This window comes from Streptomyces sp. NPDC006879 (assembly GCF_042869595.1).
In the GTDB taxonomy this organism is placed as follows: domain Bacteria; phylum Actinomycetota; class Actinomycetes; order Streptomycetales; family Streptomycetaceae; genus Streptomyces.
This window is the reverse complement of the sequence record NZ_JBIAGC010000005.1, coordinates 130,452-148,773: the sequence shown is the minus strand read 5'-3', so window position 1 is coordinate 148,773 and position 18,322 is coordinate 130,452. Positions and strand designations below refer to the sequence as shown.

16 protein-coding genes and 1 tRNA gene are annotated in these 18,322 nt (G+C 68.7%); 3 read left to right on the top strand and 14 right to left on the bottom strand.

What is annotated here, in order from left to right:
* Positions 1-120 precede the first annotated feature (120 nt).
* Positions 121-1,161, top strand: coding sequence for a LacI family DNA-binding transcriptional regulator (locus ACFYMC_RS06225; RefSeq protein WP_388519577.1), 1,041 nt, complete (start codon positions 121-123; stop codon positions 1,159-1,161).
* 59 nt (positions 1,162-1,220) lie between these two features.
* Here ACFYMC_RS06225 and ACFYMC_RS06220 read toward each other — a convergent pair.
* The 4 genes from ACFYMC_RS06220 to ACFYMC_RS06205 form a co-directional block, all read right to left on the bottom strand.
* A tRNA-His gene (locus ACFYMC_RS06220) sits at positions 1,221-1,293 on the bottom strand.
* A 309-nt stretch (positions 1,294-1,602) separates the two neighbouring features.
* The gene (gene orn / locus ACFYMC_RS06215; RefSeq protein ID WP_388519575.1) at positions 1,603-2,205 is read right to left on the bottom strand and encodes an oligoribonuclease; all 603 of its coding nucleotides are present in this window, start codon (positions 2,203-2,205) and stop codon (positions 1,603-1,605) included.
* Between the two features lie 83 nt (positions 2,206-2,288).
* Positions 2,289-3,488, bottom strand: a complete 1,200-nt coding sequence (locus tag ACFYMC_RS06210) for a helix-turn-helix domain-containing protein (protein ID WP_388519572.1) — start codon at positions 3,486-3,488, stop codon at positions 2,289-2,291.
* A gap of 375 nt (positions 3,489-3,863) precedes the next feature.
* Positions 3,864-4,172 carry a hypothetical protein gene (locus tag ACFYMC_RS06205; RefSeq protein WP_388519570.1) on the bottom strand — a complete coding sequence of 103 codons (309 nt, stop codon included), beginning with the start codon at positions 4,170-4,172 and terminating at the stop codon, positions 3,864-3,866.
* Between the two features lie 335 nt (positions 4,173-4,507).
* Here ACFYMC_RS06205 and ACFYMC_RS06200 point away from each other — a divergent pair, with 335 nt between their 5' ends.
* Positions 4,508-5,029: a universal stress protein gene (locus ACFYMC_RS06200; protein ID WP_388519567.1), complete on the top strand. Its 522-nt coding sequence runs from the start codon at positions 4,508-4,510 to the stop codon at positions 5,027-5,029.
* 160 nt (positions 5,030-5,189) lie between these two features.
* Positions 5,190-5,756: an acetate uptake transporter gene (locus ACFYMC_RS06195; RefSeq protein ID WP_388519564.1), complete on the top strand. Its 567-nt coding sequence runs from the start codon at positions 5,190-5,192 to the stop codon at positions 5,754-5,756.
* An 85-nt stretch (positions 5,757-5,841) separates the two neighbouring features.
* Here ACFYMC_RS06195 and glmS read toward each other — a convergent pair whose 3' ends face one another.
* The 10 genes from glmS to ACFYMC_RS06145 all read right to left on the bottom strand — a co-directional run bounded on the left by glmS (position 5,842) and on the right by ACFYMC_RS06145 (position 18,311).
* A complete protein-coding gene (glmS, locus tag ACFYMC_RS06190; RefSeq protein WP_388519561.1) occupies positions 5,842-7,659 on the bottom strand; it encodes a glutamine--fructose-6-phosphate transaminase (isomerizing) in 1,818 nt (605 codons plus the stop codon).
* Between the two features lie 95 nt (positions 7,660-7,754).
* Entirely contained in the window at positions 7,755-8,033 is a 279-nt protein-coding gene (locus tag ACFYMC_RS06185; RefSeq protein WP_388519558.1) for a hypothetical protein, read from the bottom strand.
* Positions 8,034-8,186: 153 nt separating this feature from the next.
* Positions 8,187-9,968 (bottom strand): IucA/IucC family protein, encoded by a 1,782-nt coding sequence (locus ACFYMC_RS06180; RefSeq protein WP_388519556.1) that lies wholly within the window; start codon positions 9,966-9,968, stop codon positions 8,187-8,189.
* The gene (locus ACFYMC_RS06175) at positions 9,965-10,582 is read right to left on the bottom strand and encodes a GNAT family N-acetyltransferase (protein WP_388519553.1); all 618 of its coding nucleotides are present in this window, start codon (positions 10,580-10,582) and stop codon (positions 9,965-9,967) included. Before ACFYMC_RS06175 ends, ACFYMC_RS06180 begins: the two co-directional genes overlap by 4 nt.
* A complete protein-coding gene (locus ACFYMC_RS06170) occupies positions 10,579-11,892 on the bottom strand; it encodes a lysine N(6)-hydroxylase/L-ornithine N(5)-oxygenase family protein (protein WP_388519550.1) in 1,314 nt (437 codons plus the stop codon). Before ACFYMC_RS06170 ends, ACFYMC_RS06175 begins: the two co-directional genes overlap by 4 nt.
* A complete protein-coding gene (locus tag ACFYMC_RS06165; RefSeq protein ID WP_388519547.1) occupies positions 11,876-13,357 on the bottom strand; it encodes a pyridoxal phosphate-dependent decarboxylase family protein in 1,482 nt (493 codons plus the stop codon). The genes ACFYMC_RS06170 and ACFYMC_RS06165 overlap by 17 nt, the downstream gene beginning before the upstream one ends.
* A gap of 188 nt (positions 13,358-13,545) precedes the next feature.
* Positions 13,546-14,439 (bottom strand): siderophore-interacting protein, encoded by an 894-nt coding sequence (locus tag ACFYMC_RS06160; RefSeq protein ID WP_388519545.1) that lies wholly within the window; start codon positions 14,437-14,439, stop codon positions 13,546-13,548.
* Positions 14,440-14,484: 45 nt separating this feature from the next.
* Positions 14,485-15,537, bottom strand: coding sequence for an ABC transporter substrate-binding protein (locus ACFYMC_RS06155; RefSeq protein ID WP_388519542.1), 1,053 nt, complete (start codon positions 15,535-15,537; stop codon positions 14,485-14,487).
* Between the two features lie 685 nt (positions 15,538-16,222).
* On the bottom strand, positions 16,223-17,383 hold the full coding sequence (locus ACFYMC_RS06150) for an acyl-CoA dehydrogenase family protein (RefSeq protein WP_388519539.1): 1,161 nt from the start codon (positions 17,381-17,383) through the stop codon (positions 16,223-16,225).
* 4 nt (positions 17,384-17,387) lie between these two features.
* Positions 17,388-18,311: a hydroxymethylglutaryl-CoA lyase gene (locus tag ACFYMC_RS06145; RefSeq protein WP_388519806.1), complete on the bottom strand. Its 924-nt coding sequence runs from the start codon at positions 18,309-18,311 to the stop codon at positions 17,388-17,390.
* Between the last annotated feature and the right edge of the window lie 11 nt (positions 18,312-18,322).

Sequence of the window (18,322 nt, the reverse complement as noted above, 5' to 3'; positions counted from 1 at the left end):
CAATGGTGTTGACGGTGGCTCACACCTTGTGGGAGCGCTCCCAGTCGCGTCAAGGGTCGTGCGCAACCGGGTGCGGAACGCTGCTTTGGCGACTGTTAGATTTCGCTCCGGGAGGCAGTCATGAATGGTCGTGGACGCAGCGGGGGGCGGCCGACCCTCGAAGAGGTGGCCGCGCGGGCCGGGGTCGGGCGTGGCACCGTGTCACGTGTGATCAATGGATCGCCCAAGGTCAGCGACCGGACCAGAGCCGCCGTCGAGGCAGCGGTGGCCGAGCTCGGCTACGTCCCCAACCGTGCCGCGCGCGCCCTGGCGGCCAACCGTACGGACGCGATCGCGCTGGTGGTGCCCGAGCCGGAGGACCGCTTCTTTAGCGAACCGTACTTCTCCGAGGTGCTGCGCGGCGTCGGCGCGGCCCTGGCCGACACCGACATGCAACTGCTGCTCACCCTCGTCGGCAGCGACCGCGAGCGACAGCGGCTGGCCCAGTACCTGGCGGCCCACCGGGTCGACGGCGTGCTGCTGGTTTCCGTGCACGCCGATGACCCACTGCCGGACCTCCTCGACGAACTGGGCATCCCGGCCGTGGTCAGCGGCCGGCGAACCGCCGCCGAGCCGCTCGCCTCCGTCGATTCCGACAACTTCGGTGGTGCCCGGGCGGCCGTGGACCACCTGCTCTCCCGTGGGCGGGCCGCGATAGCCACCATCACCGGCCGGATGGACGTGTACGCCTCCCAGTGCCGCCTGGACGGTTATCGGCGGGCGCTGACGGACGCGGGCAAGTCCGTGGAGGAGGAACTGATAGCGGAGGGCGACTTCACCGAGGAGGGGGGCCGGCTGGCGATGGCCGAACTCCTGCGCCGCCGGCCGGACCTGGACGCGGTCTTCGCCGCCTCCGATGTGATGGCGTCCGGGGCCAGGCAGGCCCTGCGACTCGCGGACCGCAGGATCCCGCAGGACGTGGCCCTGGTCGGGTTCGACGATTCGGTGGTGGCCCAGCATCTGGACCCGAGGCTGACCTCGGTGCGGCAGCCGATCGAGGAGATGGGGCGCACGATGGCCCTGGTGCTGCTCCAGCTGATCGCGGACGGCGCCCGGTCCGGCGCCGCCGACCGGCCGGGGATCGTGGTCCCCACCGAGCTGGTGGTCCGCGACTCCTCCTGAGCGATGCGCCGAAACGCGAAGGACCCCTCCGCTGAGCGGAGGGGTCCTTCGGTATTCAGGGTGAGTGACGGGACTTGAACCCGCGGCCACCTGGACCACAACCAGGTGCTCTACCAACTGAGCTACACCCACCATGCCCGGTTGGATGTCACCGACCGGCCGAGGAAAAGCGTACAGGGTCCGAAGGGGTGCTCGCGCCCCCGTTTCACCTGCCGTGCGCTCCGCGCCCCTGAGGTCGGCCCCACCCGAGCCGTTCCGGACCCCGGCCGGGACGAGGGCGCCGCAGTCGAAGGGACGTACCGACCGCCTGGGCCGGCGCGGAGCCTCCTCGCGGCGCCCGAGACTTCGGGCCGGGGTGCCTCCTGCACGCGGGAGGCACCCCGATCGGTGACCCAGGACGCCGAGAGTCCCGGCGGGGCCCTGTGGTCGGAGCCGTGAGGCTCAGGCGGACGGCAGCACGTGCTTCGCGGCGATCGCCTTGGCGGTGTCGGAGTCGGGTCCCGGCTGCGGGACGAAGACCGCCTCCCGGTAGTAGCGCAGCTCCGCGATGGATTCGCGGATGTCCGCCAGCGCCCGGTGGTTCCCGTTCTTCTCCGGGCTGTTGAAGTACGCCCTCGGGTACCACCGGCGGGCGAGCTCCTTGACCGAGGACACATCGACGATCCGGTAGTGCAGGTGGCCTTCCAGGGCGGGCATGTCCCGCAACAGGAAGCCGCGGTCGGTGCCGACCGAGTTTCCGCACAGGGGCGCCTTGCCCGGCTCCTTCACGTGTTCGCGAATGTAGGAGAGGACTTGGGCCTCGGCGTCCGCCAAGGTGGTGCCGGCAGGCAACTCCGCCAACAGCCCCGAGGCGGTGTGCATCTGCCGCACCACCTCCGGCATGGTTTCCAGCGCGCTGTCCGGTGGGCGGATCACGATGTCCACGCCCTCGCCCAACACGTTCAGCTCCGAGTCGGTGACCAGTGCGGCCACCTCGATAAGTGCGTCGTCCGTCAACGAGAGCCCGGTCATCTCGCAGTCGATCCACACCATGCGATCGTTCATGTGTCTCAGCTTATGGGAGGGCCCGGCGGATCCAACCGATCCGCCGGGCACCGAGCCTTCTTCACATCCGGTTCGTCAGGGCCTCAGGCCCGCTCGCGCTGTCCGGGCAGCACCCTGCCGTACAGCTCCGAGATCGGCTTGCCGATCTCCAGCGGGCCGGGCTGGCCCACGGAGGGACCGCTGGCGGCCAACGCAGCCGCGGCCCGATGGGGCTGTGGGATGCGCTGGTGCGGCAGTGGAGCCTCACCGTTCGACGAAGCCTCGCCCTGTGGCCGCCGTGCCCGGTACGCCGACCGATAGGCGGCCGGGGAGGACCCCAGCTGCCGGCGGAAGTGCCCGCGCAGGGCGACCGGTGAACGGAACCCGCAGCGACCGGCGACCTCGTCGACCGAGTAGTCGGAGGTCTCCAGCAGCCGTTGGGCCTGGAGGACCCGCTGGGTGATCAGCCACTGGAGTGGTGCGCTGCCGGTCAACGAGCGGAAGCGCCGGTCGAAGGTCCGCCGACTCATGTACGCCCGGGCAGCCAGTGTCTCCACGTCGAACTGTTCGTGGAGGTGCTCCAGCGCCCATGCGACGACCTCGGCCAGCGGGTCGGCACCGATCTCCTCGGGGAGGGACCGGTCCAGGTAGCGCTCCTGCCCGCCGGTGCGGCGCGGTGGCACGACCAGGCGTCTGGCCAGGGCCCCGGCGGCTTCGCTGCCGTGGTCCGTTCGCACGATGTGCAGACACAGGTCGATTCCGGCCGCCGTGCCCGCGGACGTCAGCACATCGCCGTCGTCCACGAACAACTCCCGTGGGTCCACATGGACCGACGGGTACCGCTTGGCCAACGTCGGCGCGTACATCCAGTGGGTGGTGGCTGGGCGCCCGTCCAACAGGCCGGCTGCCGCCAGCACGAAGGCACCCGTGCACAACCCGACGATGCGCGCTCCCTCCTCATGGGCCCGGCGTAGGGCCTCAAGTGCCTCCAGTGGAGGCGGGGAGGTGATCGATCTCCAGGCCGGCACGACGACCGTGCCTGCCCGCGAGATCGCCTCCAGCCCGTACGGTGCGCTGAGTTCGAGTCCGCCGGTGGTCCGCAGTGGCCCGTCCTCACCCGCGCACACCAACAGGCGATAGCGCGGCACTCCCGCGTCCTGCCGGTCAATGCCGAACACGGAGAGTGGGATGGAACTTTCAAAAATCGGTCCGCCGCTGAACAGCATGACCGCGACGATCTCCTTGCGGCGCCTGCCGGAGAGCTTCCGCGCGGCCTCCGCTACGGCGATGGAGTCCTGGCTCATGGCGCTAAGCCCCCCTCAGGTGTCGCGACTCCTTGGTCTGGTCGCTCCTGCACTTTTCCCCTCGGCCTTGCACGTGTCCCCCGCCGTAGATACATGATCGAATCTACTGCTTCTCGTGATACCGGCGTGACAAGTTCAGCACGCAGAGCTATGTCGACTTGGCAACTTGGCGTAAAGCATTCGATCAGGAAGCGTTCCACTCCGGTGCCGTCGGAAGGAAGTGCGCCGGACAAGGGTGGCCAGTACGCGTAGGGTCCCCGACTCCCTCCTGCGGTTTCGTCGCTGGTGGTAGCGGGACGGAGGGGACATTCCGGCAAGCCCAATGAGGGGTGGTGAAGTTGGCTTGAAATAGGCGGGTGCTGGCGTGCGAACCGGTCAGTCCTGCGTGCGGGGCCCGTGTCGGCGATGGCCGCCCGCTTGCTCGGCGATGACCCGGGCTGCTGTCCGCTCCGAGTGCCGCAGCAGCACGCGGCACACCGCGGTGACCACGACCAGGCCCAAGGTGGCCACTGCGGCGCCGCCGAAGGAGGTCCCGTAGACCACCAGCACGACCGGGACCAGAACGCAGGAGAAGGCGGCCCACCGGACGACGTCACCCGCGGGGTCCCCGTGGGTGGACGCGGACGAGTGAACGCCCGGTTGCGTCGGTGACGGCTGGACGGACTGGATCGGGCGACCGGACACGAGGGGGCTCCCTGGGGCTGGTGCGGCGGATCGGGCGGTGCGGGGGCTGCTCTCGCAGGCCCCGCACAGGTAGCGGGCCGAGCGTGTGTCCAACGCGCGACCCGGGCCGATCGTCACTGGCTGTGTCGGTCGCAGGTGTCCGTTTGGGGGACGGACCATTGCCAACCGGCCTCGGCTCCGGCATGCTCCGGGGGACGCTCTCCCAAGGGCGGTATGCGCTGCGCCGGGTAGGAATGGCGCCGTACCCTTGGGGGTAAGGGCTAGGGAAGATGATTCCCGGACACAGCTCCGTCACGCTCCGTTCCCTCCCTTAGGACCTCCTCGCCGAGACATCCATGGCCGGTCACGAAATCCCCGAACCCGCGGACCGCAAGCAGGTCGCCGATTCCGCGTCAGACCTCCGTGCGGCGGAGGAAGCCCGTCACCCTTGCGATCCAGCCTTCCGGCACGGTGTCGTGGTGGGCTTCGACGGCTCCAACTCCAGTGAGCGCGCCCTCGCGTACGCCATCGGCATGGCCCGTCGCTCCGGCTCCGCGCTGATCATCGTGCATGTGGCCAACCGGCTTCCCACGACCGTCTGGGCGGGCTGCGAGCCGCCCGTCTTCGTGGACGTGCCGGACCATCGCACCGAGGTACTCGGTCTGGAGCTCGCATGTGCGGACTACCTGACCGAAGTCCCCTGGATCCTGGTGGAGCGCGGGGGCGACATCTGTCACGAACTGGAGGACGTGGGGCGCGAGTACAGCGCCGACGCGATCGTCGTCGGCTCCACCCACGGCATCGTCGGACGCATCTTCGGCTCGGTTGCCGGGCGGCTGGCGAAGAGGGCGCAACGCCCGGTCGTTGTCATCCCGTAATCAGAGGTTCTCCCAGGTGAGACCGGGCGGCAGGGTTGAACCGGCAAAGGTCACAACATGCGAACCTACTGACGCGTAGGGGTGAATTGTGTGCTTGTGAAGGGTACATAAATCTCGCTGGTTCGCAGCACCCAAAACTTCAGATCGAAGGGAGCCCGCCGTGGACAGCGAAGTCTCCGCGGGAAGCACCGCCACGACCTCCACCCTGGGTCATCTGGCCCTCGGACTCACCCTGCTCGCCCTGGGAATCGGCCAGACGGGCGTCGTCGACGGCGTGGCCTCCGCCGACGCCGTCACGCTCGCCATGTACGTCGGCGGCGTCGCCCTGTTCGTCCTCGGGGTCCTCGAATTCCGAGACGGGAACGGCTTCAACGGCACCGCGTTCGCGGGGCTCGGGGCGTTCTGGTTCACCTGGTCCTCGGGAGCCGGCGCCAAGACCTCCGCCGAAGCGGCCGGGCTGTTCCTCGTCCTGTTCGCCCTGCTGGCGCTCACGCTCGCGCTGGGGGCCCCGTCCGGCCTCTTCGGGCAGGGCATGTACGCGCTGTTGTCACTGTCCCTGCTCCTCATGGGCATCGGCGCCTTCGCCGAGAGCAACGCTCTGGGCAAGGTCGCCGGTTGGGTGACGGCGGTCACCGGTCTGCTCGCCTGGTACGGCGCCACCGCGGCGCTCGCGCACTGGCCGACGGCGCTCGGGCGCGCCTCGCGTGGCGCGGTGGCTGCGAGCTGAGGCCGAGAGGAACGCGAACGGCCCCCGCGCAGGCGGGGGCCGTTCCTGTGCTCGGTTGCGGGGCGCTCGGGCGCCCCGGGCAGACTCACTCCACGGTGACCGACTTCGCCAGGTTCCGCGGCTTGTCGATGTCCCGGCCCAGGGCCAGTGCGGTGTGGTAGGCGAGCAGTTGGAGCGGGATGCCCATCAGGATCGGGTCCAGCTCGTCCTCGTTCTTCGGCACCACGATCGTGTGGTCGGCCTTCTCCTGTTCTTGGTGGGCGACGGCCAGGATCCGGCCACTGCGGGCCTTGATCTCCTCCAGCGCAGCCCGGTTCTTCTCCAACAGGCCGTCGTCCGGAACGATCGCCACGGTGGGCATGGCCGGCTCGATGAGGGCCAGCGGTCCGTGCTTGAGCTCGGAAGCGGGGTACGCCTCGGCGTGGATGTAGGAGATCTCCTTGAGCTTCAAGGAAGCCTCCAGCGCCACCGGGTAGCCGCGCACCCTGCCGATGAACATCATCGACTTGGCGTCGGCGTACTCCGCGGCCAGCTTCTTGATGTCCTCCTCGCCCTCCAGGATTTCCTGGATCTGGGCGGGAAGCCGGCGCAGGCCCTCGATGATCCGCTTGCCTTCGGCGACCGACAGGTCACGGATGCGGCCGAGGTGCAGGGCCAACAGGGCGAAGGCGACGACGGTGTTGGTGAAGCACTTGGTGGACACCACGCAGACTTCGGGACCGGCGTGCACGTACACGCCGCCGTCCGCCTCGCGGGCGATAGCGGAGCCGACCACGTTGACGACGCCCAGGACGCGGGCGCCCTTGCGCTTGAGCTCCTGCACCGCAGCGAGGACGTCGTAGGTCTCGCCGGACTGGGAGACCGCGATGTAGAGCGTGTCGGGGTCCACCACGGGGTTGCGGTAGCGGAACTCGGAGGCGGGCTCGGCGTCCGCGGGGATGCGTGCCATGCCCTCGATCAGCGAGGCGCCGATCATGCCCGCGTGATAGGAGGTGCCGCAGCCCAGGATCTTCACCCGGCGGATGCCGCGGGCCTCGCGGGCGTCCAGGTTCAGACCGCCCAGGTGCACGGTGGAGAAGCGTTCGTCGATACGGCCGCGCAGGACCCGGTCCACGGCGTCCGGCTGCTCCGAGATCTCCTTGTGCATGTACGTGTCATGGCCGCCCATGTCGTAGGAGGCTGCCTCCCACTCGACGGTCTCGGGGGTTGCCGTGGTGCGGGTGCCCGAGGTGGTGTACGTGCGGAAGTCGTCCGACTTCAAGGTGGCCATCTCGCCGTCGTCCAAGGTGACGACCTGACGGGTGTGCGAAACCAGCGCGGCGACGTCGGAGGCTACGAACATCTCCTTGTCGCCGATGCCGAGGACGACCGGGGAGCCGTTGCGGGCCACCACGATGCGGTCTGCGAAGTCCGCGTGCATCACGGCGATGCCGTAGGTCCCCTCGACGGCCTTGAGGGCCTCGCGGACCTTCTCCTCCAGCGTCTCGGCGCCGGCGCGGGCGATGAGGTGGGTCAGTACCTCGGTGTCGGTCTCGGAGGCGAAGACAACGCCTTCGGCCTCCAGCTTCACGCGCAGGTCGGAGGCGTTGTCGACGATGCCGTTGTGGACGACGGCGACCTTGTTCTCGGGGTCGAGGTGCGGGTGGGCGTTGTGGTCGCTGGGGGCGCCGTGGGTGGCCCATCGGGTGTGTGCGATGCCGGTGGTACCGGCGAACCGCTTGGGCACGCGGGCTTCGAGGTCCCGCACCCGGCCCTTGGCCTTGACCATCTTCAACGCGTTGGACTTCGGGCTGTTGACGACGATGCCGGCGGAGTCGTAGCCGCGGTACTCCAGCCGCTGCAAGCCCTCCAACAGCAGGGGAGCGACATCTCGCTTACCGATGTATCCAACGATTCCGCACATAGGGTTCCGCCCCTCAAGAAAACGACGAACAAGCAGGCAAGTGGGCCCGAGCAGTGACGACGGACAGTGGCGACCGGGGGTCGCCGTGGCGGTGGTCAGCCGTAGACGATCCGCCGCAGTTGGCGCAGGGAGAGTTCCCGTGGTGCCACCGCGCGGTGAGGTAGTTCGGCCGCGATCCGGTCGAAGATCTCTGCGTTCACCAGTCCGCCGGACTGCAGTTCCCGGTGGCGGCGCCGGACGAACTCCTCGGTCGTCTCGTCGAAGTACGCCAGCACGTCGAGCACCACCCGGACGGCTTCGCCGCGCTGGAGCGCGGTGCTGCGCACCAGGTGGTCGACGAGATCGTCGTGGGACGACGGGCGATGATCGAGCACTCGCCGATATTGCGGCCTATCGGTGAGTCAAAGCAAGAATCCTGCCCGAATTCGGGCAGAACTCACGCTGCGGGCACAAAGCGAAAGGCGGAAAAGGGACATAAGGGGCGGCGGGTCTTCCTCGGCTTCCGAGGAAGACCCACCGTCTGCTGCTCAGCGCCGGGCGAAGGGGGCCAGCGGGTTGTTCAGGGTGCCGACCAGTTGCAGCGCGGCCGAGGGGTCGGTGAGGTCCACCATCTGCTGGTTGTCGCGCAGCTGGAGGCGGTTGAGACAGGACAGCTGGAACTCTGCAGCGAACAGGTCGTACCGTTCGAAGCGCTCCGCGAGCTGTGGCACCGACTCCTGGTAGGCCTGCACGCACTCGGCGACCGCCTGCCAGAAGACCTCCTCCTCACAGATGCCCTCGGTGGCCAGGATCGAGCCCAGGAAGCGGAAGAAGCAGTCGAAGACGTCCGTGAAGATGGAGAGCAGCCTCATCTCCTCGGGCACGTCCGCCCGGATCCGCTCGACCGCCGGCGGCAGCACGGCGCCGGGATCCATCACGACGATCTCCTCGGCTATGTCCTTGAAGATCACCCGCTGCACCACGCCGCCCTCGATGACGAGGATCACGTTCTCGCCGTGCGGCATGTACGCCAAGTCGTACTGGTAAAGGCTGTGCAGCAGCGGCACCAGGTAGGCCGTGAGGTACGAGCGCAACCACTCGGCGGGCGTGCGTCCCGACTCGGCGATCAGGGCCCCCACCAGGGAGCGGCCCTCGCTGTCCACATGCAGCAGCGAAGCCATGGTGGCCAGCCGTTCCTCGCCGTCGATCGCGTTCACCGGGCTCTCCCGCCACAGCGCGGCGAGCATCTTGCGGTACGGCGAATAACGGTCGGTGGCGCGCTCGTACTGGCGGTGGTGGTAGCCGATGGCAGCCCGTTCCCGAATGATCGAGAAGTCGACCGACCGCAGTACCTCGTCCGATTCGATCAGCTGGTGCAACCAGTCGTTGATCGCGGGGGTCGCCTCCATGTAGGCGGCCGACAGGCCGCGCATGAAGCCCATGTTCAGCACCGACAGGGCGGTCTTGACGTAGTGCTTGTGAGGCGCGCTGGTGTTGAAGAAGGTCCGGATGGACTGCTGCGCCAGATAGGCGTCCTCGCCCTCGCCCAGCAGCACCAGGCGACGGCTGGCGATCTCGGCGGCGAAGGTCACCGCCGTCTTGTTCCACCACTGCCAGGGGTGGACGGGCAGCAGGTGGTAGTCCGACAACTCCAGACCGAGGCCGGCCAGGTGCGCCGCGAACCGGTCCAGGGTCCGCTGGCCCAGTTCGGCGCGGATGAAGGAGTCGTGGTCCAGTCCGGAGCCGGCGGTGAAGGTGGAGACGTCCCTGCGGGCCGCCACCCAGACCAGGCGGACTTCGCTGGCTGCCTCCGGGGCGTAGGCACGGTACTCGTGGATACCGAAGCCGAGGCGACCGTTGTTGGCCACGAAGCAGGGGTGGCCCTCGGTCATCGAGGTCTCGATGTCCTGGAAGTCGCTCTTGGCCAGGATCGCGGCCGGGGTCTGCTTCTTGGTGTACTTGAAGGCGCTGCCGGCGAGGGTGGAGGATATCTCCTCCAGGTAGACCGGCAGCACCTCCGCGCTCAGGCCGAGCGACTCGCGCAGTTCGATGTGGAGATCGAGAGCGTCCAGGGGAAGCTCGTTCTCGCCGCGATGACGGGTGATCGACTGCTCGTCGATCGCCCAGTGGTCCAGGGCGTGCCGGGTGGCGGTGAAGCGGTACTCCACGGTGTCGTCGTCACTACGCACTGCGTAGCGGTTGCCGCCCAGCGCGGTGGGAGACAGCAGCCGCTCGTGGGAGAACTCGGCGAGCGCCTTGCGGGCCAGTTGCCGGTTGGCGCGGGCCCACAGCTCCGGGTCGAGATGGGTGATGGCGTCAGAGAGGTTCATGCGGAAGCTCCGGTGGTGCGCAGCCCAGTGGCCGCTTCGAACTGCTCGCGGGTGCAGAAGCTGAGGAGAGCGGTTTTCTCCGGCTTCTCGATCTCCCGCTCGGGCACGAAGCCGACGGCCTCGTTGAGTGCGTGCACCGCCCTGTTGTGGACGTCGGGCTCCACCACGACCCGGCGGGTCCGGCCGTCGGCGAACAGCGCCGCCATCACAGTGGTCAGCACCGCCCGGGTGAAACCGTGCACGGGGGTGTCGCTGGGCGCGACGAGGAAGTGCATGCCGACGTCACCGGGCTGTGCGTCGTACAGGCCGACGAGCTCGATTTGGCCCGGGTCGTAGAGCTCCATCAGGAAGGTCGGCCGGCCCTCGTGCAGGCCGATGCGGGCCCCGTGGTGCGGGTGCGTGGTGATCATTGCGTACTCGCGCTCCACGTCCGCCAAGGTGGCGGACTGCATCATCCAGAACCCCGCCTTCGGATGGGTCACCCAGCCGTGCAGGAGTTCCGCATCGGCGACGGGGTCGAGTGGGCGCAGCGCGAAGGTACCGAGGGTGGCGTCGGTGCGGGAGTAGAGCACGTCGGCGGCGGCGTGCTCGTGGTGGTGGAGCGGGCTGGTCATACCAGGTGGCCTTCCGGGGCTGCGAACTGCTGGAACGCGATGGACTTCTCGACCTTGTAGTAGGCGCGGCCGAGCAGCTCACTGATGATGTAGGCGTTGCGGTAGGCAGCCATGCCCAGGTCGGGCGAGGTGATCGAGTGGTTGTGCACCGTGCCGTTCTGGAGGAACACGCCACGGCCGGTGATGTCGATGGCGTAGTTGCGGGCCGCGTCGAAGCGGCCGTGGCCGTCCAACCGCAGCCGGTCGTGGATCGGCTCCAAGAACGCGGGGGCGGTGTACTTGTACCCGGTGGCCAGGATCAGGCCCTCGGTGGACAGCGAGAAGTCGCGTTCTTGTTCCTCCTGGCGCAGCCCCAGGGTGTAGGTGCCCTCGGTGGAGTCGTAGGCGGCCGAGTTCAGCGAGGTGTTGGTGAGCAGCGTGGTGGGGACGCCGGCACCGCGGCTCTCCACGTTCTTCTGGTAGAGCAGGTCGAAGATGGCGTCGATCAGATCGCCGTCAATGCCCTTGAAGAGGTTCTTGTGCTGGTCCTCCAGACGGTAGCGGGTGTCCTCGGGGAGGGCGTGGAAGTAGTCCACGTACTCGGGGGAGGTCATCTCCAGGGTCAGCTTGGTGTACTCCAGGGGGAAGAACCGGGGGGAGCGGGTGACCCAGTTCAGCCGGTAGCCGTGGACGTCGATCTCGCTGAGCAGGTCGTAGTAGATCTCCGCGGCGCTCTGCCCGGAGCCGACCAGCGTGATCGAGCGTTTGCGCTGGAGCTCCGCCTTGTGGTCGAGGTAGCGGGAGTTGTGGAGGAAGTCACCACCGAGGTTCGCGCAGGAGTCGGGTACGTGCGGTGGGGTGCCGGTGCCGAGCACCAGGTGGCGGGCGCGGTGCGTCTCGCCCCGATCGGTGGCCACTTCGTACACCTCGGCCCGAGCGTCGTAGCGGACCTCGGTGACTGTGGTCGAGTACCGCACGTTGGTGAGGCGGTCGGCGGCCCAGCGGCAGTAGTCGTTGTACTCGGTGCGCAGCGGGTAGAAGTTCTCCCGGATGTAGAAGGAGTACAGCCGGTCCCGGTCCTTGAGGTAGTTCAGGAAGGAGAACGGGGAGGTCGGGTCGGCGAGGGTGACCAGGTCCGACATGAAGGGCGTCTGGAGGTGCGCGCCGTCCAGGAACATGCCGGCGTGCCACTCGAAGCGCGGCTTCGACTCGATGAACAGGCCGTCGAGTTCATCGATCGGCGCGGTCAGGCAGGCCAGTCCCAGGTTGAACGGCCCCAGGCCGATGGCGATGAAGTCGCGCACGTCACGGGACTCAACTGGCGTGGACAAGGGCTTCTCCCAGGTACTGCTCGGCATGTGTGGCGAGGAGGTCGAGCACGGCGACGAGGTCGGCCGTGGTGGTCTGCGGGTTGAGGAGCGTGAACTTCAGGTACTGGTCGCCGTCCACCTTGGTCCCGGCCACCACGGCCTCTCCGGAGGCGAACAGCGCTTTGCGGGCATGCAGGTTGGCCTCGTCGACCAGCTCGGGGCGCATGGTGGCGGTCGGGTGGTAGCGGAAGACGAGGGTGGACAGCTGAGGCCGTACGACGACCTCGAAGCGCGGATCGGCATCGATGATCTGCCAGCCGGCCGACGCCAGGTCGATCACCTCGTCGAAGAGCTGGCCGACGCCGTCAGCACCCATGATGCGCAGTGTCATCCACAGTTTGAGCGCATCGAAGCGGCGGGTGGTCTGGAGGGACTTGTCAACCTGGTTGGGGATGCGCTCCTCGGCCATGCGGCGCGGGTTGAGGTAGTCCGCGTGGTATGTGGCGTGCTGGAGGGTCTCGCGGTTGCGGACCAGGACGGCGCTGGAACTGACGGGCTGGAAGAAGGACTTGTGGTAGTCCACGGTGACCGAGTCGGCGCGTTCGATGCCGTCGAGGAGGTGCCGGCGGGTGGGTGAGACCAGCAGGCCGCAGCCGTAGGCGGCGTCCACGTGCATCCAGGCGCCGTAGTGGCCGCACAGCAGGGCGATCTCGGGGAGCGGGTCGATGGAGCCGAAGTCGGTGGTGCCGGCGGTGGCGACGACGGCCATCGGGTAAAGGCCCGCCCGTTCGCATTCGGCCAGTTCGCGGGCGAGTGCGGCGCTCTGCATCCGGCGGTTGGAATCGGTGGGTACGCAGATCACGGCCTCGTAGCCGAGTCCCAGCATCGCCGCGGACTTCTTCACGCTGAAGTGGCTGGCCTCGGAGGTGAGGATGCGCAGCTTCGGCAGGACTTCGGACTTCGGCAGTTCCTGCTCACTGTTCTTCATCACGACGCGGCATGCCTCGTCGCGGGCGAGCAGTAGAGCGTGCAGGTTGGACTGGCTGCCGCCGGAGGTGAAGATGCCGTCGGCGGCCAGACCGAGCCCGATCCGCTGGGTGGTCCAGTCGATCAGGCGCCGCTCGATGAGCGTGCCGCCGATGGACTGGTCCCAGGTGTCCAGCGAGGAGTTGACAGCGGCCATGACCGCCTCGCCTAGCACTGCGGGGATGACCACGGGGCAGTTGAGGTGGCCGAGGTAGCGCGGGTGGTGGAAGTACACCGCGTCCCGCAGGTAGACCTCTTCCAGTTCGTCCAGGGCGGCGAGCGGATCGGCCAGTGGGCGGTCCAGGTCGATTCCGGCGATGACCGGGGCGAGTTCGTCGACGGAGATCCCGGTGTGTGGCTTCTCGGTGGCGGCCAGTTTGGCGGCCACGCGCTCGACTCCCTCGGTGAGGTAGCTCCGATAGAGCTCCGCGGTCGTCTCGTTGAGCAGATGCGCACGCATCAACTGTCCTCCGGGCGGGGAAAGGGGGGGGGCGAGAAGCGATGTACTTAGGTTAGCCTAACCTAAGTACATCCCAAAGTCGGCGTCCTGAAGTGCGCCCGCCGAAGGGCGCCTCGGGCACCCCGACGGGCCGGTGCGAAAAGAAAGGCCCCGGTGTGCACCGGGGCCCGTGGCCCGAACGGCCGTGGTCAGAGGGCGGAATCGGGATCCTCGCTGGGGGCCCGACCCGCACGCGCTTGCGCCAAGAGCTCCTCCTCGCTGACGCCCAGGCGCCAGTAGCCGGTGAACCGCACTCGGCGGCGGTCGATTCCGTGCCCCCGCACCAGCTCGCGGCGCACGGTGCGCACGGCACCCGCTTCCCCGGCCACCCAGGCGTACGGGGCCTTCGCTGGCGGCAGGTCCAACTCCCGCAGTGCGGAACGGGCCTGCTCGACCCGGGCCGGATTGACGTCGGAGCACACCAGCCAGTGGATCTCGGCCAGCGCCGCGGTGCGCAGCGGCAGGCGGTCCTCCGCGTGGGGCACCTGGAAGACGGCTTGCACCTGCGTCCCGGGTGGCAGTTGTTCAAGGATCGCGGTGGCCGCCGGAAGTGCACTCTCGTCCGCGTACAGCACCAACAGGTCGCTGTCCGCAGGGGGTTGGAAGCGCACTGAGCGGTTCTTCGCCGTTGTCGGACCGATCGCCGTGATCCGTTGGCCGGGGGTGGCGCGGGCCGCCCATCCCGAGGCCGGGGAAGAGCCGTGGAGCACGAAGTCGATATCGACCTCGACGCCCCCTGCGGGGGTGCGGCGTTGCGCACGTACCGTGTACGAGCGCATGGCCGGTCGCTCCTCCTGAGGCATCGCGCGCCAAGCGGCGAACCAGGTGCCCTCCCCTGTGGTGGGCAACTGGGTGTGCGCGCGGTGGGGAGGCGGCAGGAAGAGCGACAGGCTCTGGTCGAGCCCGCCGGAGCGGAACTCCCCGAGGGATTCGCCGCCGAAGGTGATCCGCAGGAACGAGTGGCCCATCCGGCGGGTGCGCAGTACCTCGAAGGTGAAGAACTGGAACTCCACCGTGGCCGGTGCGGGAGCAGTGACGGTCATCGGGCGAATCCCTTCGGGGGTCAGTGAACCGCGAGAGCGGCGGGGTCAGCTGACCTTCTTCGCCTTCTCCACGGCCGCCGCCAGGTCTTCGAGGATCGGCGCGCACTTGTCGTAGGAGAAGATCGGCTCGGTGACCCGCGGGACGACCTGTCCGGCCTTGACGGCGGGCAGGTTCGCCCAGGTCGCGACGTTGGCCAGTTCAGCCGGCTGGGCGGTGCCGGTGCGGTTGTCCAGCATGATGATGTCGGCCTTGTACTTGCCCGCGTTCTCCCAGGACAGCTCCTCGAAGAAGCCCTGCGCGTTGACCTTGGGTTCGACGAAGGTCAGGCCGAGCTCCTGGAAGTAGCGGGTGTCCGCGGAGGGCTTGGGGGCGGAGACGTAGAAGAGGTCCTTGGAGCCGGAGCCGATCAGGACCTTCAGGCCCGGCTTGGCCTTGGCTGCCTGGCGCAGGCGCTCGGCTGCCTTCTCGAAACGGGCCTTGGCGGAGACCACGTTCGGGGCCTTGAGGTCCGCGCCCAGGGACGCGGCGAGGTCGGCGTGGCGCTGGATGGCGGTGGGGATGGTGGTCTCGGCGGCCCACAGGGCGACGCTCGGGCCGCCGGCCTTGAGGATCTTGTCCTTGGACTCGTCCGGGACGTACCAGAGCTGGTCCTTGACCCACATGTTGGTGACCAGGAGGTCCGGCTGGAGGGCGGCGTACTTCTCCACGTTGAACTCGCCCCACACGTTGCCGATGATCTCCACCTTGGAGATGTCCATCGAGCCGGCCTGGACGTCCGGCTTGCCGTCGGCGAGCTTCGTGGGTCCGAAGACGCCCTTGACCGGGACGCCGAAGTCGTGGAGCGCCGCGGCGGTGCCGGTGAAGGCCACGATGTTCTTCGGGGTCTGCGGCAGCGTGACCTCGGTGCCGCGGTCGTCCTTGAAGGACCACGGGCCCTTCTTCGCCTCAGCGTCCGCGCCCTGGGTGGCGACCGAGTCCGATGAGCCCTTCTTCGTGTCGCCGCCGCCGCATGCGGTGAGCACGGCGCTGAGGCCGAGTGCGCAGCTGGCGGCGAGCAGGCCGCGACGGTTGAGGATGGATGCTCCGGACTTGGGCATGGGGATGTCTGCTTTCGTGCGCGGTGGTGTGGCCACGGGGCCGATCGCTAGAAAGGTTAGCCTAACCTCATTCGCTCAGGTAAGGGGGTCCTAAGTAGTTGTGTCCCCAAGCCCGTGGACCCCGCATGGTGAGCCCCAACGTGACGTACGCAAAGGGATATCGGGGGAGTCCGGGTGCCAGGACCCGAGCCACACCGGAACGCGAGCCCCGCATCGGTGCTCCACAGCCTCCCGAACGAACGGCGGCGCGTTCAGTCCCCGAGGGTCCCTGAAGGGCGTGGGCCTGGGCGGGATGCTCCACGGTGCGCCGGGCGGAAACAGCGAAGACGCCTCGAACTCCGGCGCCGACATCACCGACAACGGTTCCAGCGACGTGGGCGAGGTAGGGCCGGCCGGAACGGAGGCGACGGGGTGATGCATCGCCCCAGCGAGGTGGGCGTCGAAGGCAACCGTGGCCCGAGCGGGCCGGGACCCCGCCACGGGCGCTGACCGGCGATCCGGGAGGGGGAGGGCCGACCCGAAGACCGCACGGCCAGGTCGTCCCCCGCTCCGGCCGGGTACGGCCCTGGCGGTCGTTCAGGGCCCTACCCCAGGGGCCGACAGGGCCAGTCAGCCATCGGTCCCGCTGCTTCGAGAGGCGCGTCGAAGCAGCGGGACCGTCAAACAGCACCGAATGTCGCGCCGGTCAGCCGGACAGGCCCAACTCGCGGGCGATCAGCATGCGCTGGACCTCGCTGGTGCCCTCGCCGATCTCCAGGATCTTCGAGTCGCGCCACATCCGGGCCACCGGGTACTCGTTCATAAAGCCGTACCCGCCGTGGATCTGGGTGGCCTCGCGGGCGTTGTCCACCGCCACCGTGGAGGAGTGCAGCTTCGCCAGCGCCGCCTCCTTCTTGAACGGCTCGCCCGCCACCAGCCGACAGGCCGCGTCCCGCCAGGCCAAGCGCGCCGTGTAGGCGTTCAACTCCATGTCGGCGAGCTTGAACTGGATGGCCTGGTTGTCACCGATCGGACGGCCGAAGGCGTGCCGCTCCTTGGCGTAGCGCACCGACTCGTCCACGCAGCCCTGGGCGAGGCCCGTCGCGAGGGCTGCGATGGCGATCCGGCCCTCGTCCAGGATCCGCAGGAACTGCGCGTAGCCCCGCCCCTCCTCACCGACCAGGTTGGCCAGCGGTACCCGGACGTCGGAGAAGGAGAGCTCCCGGGTGTCCGAAGCGTTCCACCCCACCTTGGAGTAGGGGGCGGCAACTGTGAAACCGGGCGTCCCGGACGGCACCAGGATGGAGGAGATCAGCGGTTTGCCCTCGGGCGTGCGGCCCGTGACGGCGGTGACCGTGACCAGCCCCGTGATGTCCGTGCCCGAGTTGGTGATGAAGGACTTGGAGCCGTTGATCACCCACTCGTCCCCGTCCCGGACCGCCGTCGTGCGGGTCCCGCCCGCATCGCTGCCGCAGTCCGGCTCGGTCAGGCCGAAGGCGCCCAGCATCTCGCCCGAGCACAGCTTCGGCAGCCAGGTCCGCTTCTGCTCCTCTGTGCCGAAGCGGTACAGGGGCATCGCGCCGAGCGAGACGCCCGCCTCCAAGGTGATGGCCACGGAGGAGTCCACCCGTGCCAGTTCCTCCAGGACCAGGCCGAGGGCCAGGTAGTCGCCGCCCATGCCGCCGTACTCCTCGGGGAAGGGCAGTCCGAACAGGCCCATGCGGCCCATCTCGCGGACGATCTCGTAGGGGAACTCGTGGCGCTCGTAGAAGTCGCCGATCTTCGGGGCGATCACATCGTGCGCGAACTCCTCGACGGTGCGGCGGAGTTCCTCGTGCTCGGGGGAGAGCCGGTGGTCGAGGGTCATGGGGTCATTCCTTGTGGGAGAGGGCACGGACGGTGCGGGAGGGGCTGGGGCGGCCCAGCTGTTCGGCCATCCACGCACTGGTGGCGGTGAGCTGGCCGAGGTCGACCCCGGTCTCGATGCCGAGGCCGTCGAGCATCCACAGCAGGTCCTCGGTGGCGAGGTTGCCGGTGGCGCTCTTGGCGTACGGGCAGCCGCCGAGGCCGCCCGCGGAGGCGTCCACGGTGGTGACACCGTGTTGGAGCGCCGCAAGGGTGTTGGCGAGTGCCTGGCCGTAGGTGTCGTGGAAGTGGACGCCCAGGGCCTCGGTCGGTACGCCCGCCTCGTTCAGGGCGGACAGCAGCGCGACGACGTGTCCGGGGGTGGCCACCCCGATGGTGTCTCCGAGGCTCAGCTCGTCACAGCCCAACTCGTACAGGGCCTTGGCGACGCGGACCACCTGCCCAACTGGTACCGCGCCTTCCCAGGGGTCCCCGAAGCACATCGACAGGTAGCCCCGCACGTGCCCGCCCTCGTCCTTGGCGCGGGCGACGACCGGCGCGAACATGGCCAGCGAGGAGTCGACCGTCCGGTTGAGGTTGCGGGACGCGAAGGTCTCCGTCGCGCTGCCGAACACCGCGATCCGGCGTGCTCCGAGCGCCAGGGCACGGTCCAAACCGCGCTCGTTCGGCACCAGCACCGGCAGGCTCACCCGATCGGCCAGGTCATCGAGCAGGGGCAGTAGTTGTTCGGCGTCGGCGAGCTGCGGTACCCACTTGGGGTGCACGAAGCTGGTCGCCTCGATGGTGCCCAGTCCGGCGTCGGCGAGCCGGTGGACGAACTCCGCCTTGACCTCCACCGGGACGGTCGCCTTCTCGTTCTGCAATCCGTCACGGGCACCCACCTCGTAGATGCGTACCCGCGCGGGGAGGCCGTCGGTGCCAACCTCCATCGGCAATCCGT

Coding starts and splice junctions, on each gene's coding strand:
- glmS (WP_388519561.1), bottom strand. CDS start 7,659: ATGTGCGGAATCGTTGGATACATCGGTAAGCGAGATGTCGCTCCCCTG.
- ACFYMC_RS06155 (WP_388519542.1), bottom strand. CDS start 15,537: ATGCCCAAGTCCGGAGCATCCATCCTCAACCGTCGCGGCCTGCTCGCC.
- ACFYMC_RS06145 (WP_388519806.1), bottom strand. CDS start 18,311: ATGGAGGTTGGCACCGACGGCCTCCCCGCGCGGGTACGCATCTACGAG.
- ACFYMC_RS06175 (WP_388519553.1), bottom strand. CDS start 10,582: ATGACCAGCCCGCTCCACCACCACGAGCACGCCGCCGCCGACGTGCTC.
- ACFYMC_RS06165 (WP_388519547.1), bottom strand. CDS start 13,357: ATGCGTGCGCATCTGCTCAACGAGACGACCGCGGAGCTCTATCGGAGC.
- ACFYMC_RS06150 (WP_388519539.1), bottom strand. CDS start 17,383: ATGACCCTCGACCACCGGCTCTCCCCCGAGCACGAGGAACTCCGCCGC.
- ACFYMC_RS06210 (WP_388519572.1), bottom strand. CDS start 3,488: ATGAGCCAGGACTCCATCGCCGTAGCGGAGGCCGCGCGGAAGCTCTCC.
- ACFYMC_RS06200 (WP_388519567.1), top strand. CDS start 4,508: ATGGCCGGTCACGAAATCCCCGAACCCGCGGACCGCAAGCAGGTCGCC.
- orn (WP_388519575.1), bottom strand. CDS start 2,205: ATGAACGATCGCATGGTGTGGATCGACTGCGAGATGACCGGGCTCTCG.
- ACFYMC_RS06180 (WP_388519556.1), bottom strand. CDS start 9,968: ATGAACCTCTCTGACGCCATCACCCATCTCGACCCGGAGCTGTGGGCC.
- ACFYMC_RS06160 (WP_388519545.1), bottom strand. CDS start 14,439: ATGACCGTCACTGCTCCCGCACCGGCCACGGTGGAGTTCCAGTTCTTC.
- ACFYMC_RS06225 (WP_388519577.1), top strand. CDS start 121: ATGAATGGTCGTGGACGCAGCGGGGGGCGGCCGACCCTCGAAGAGGTG.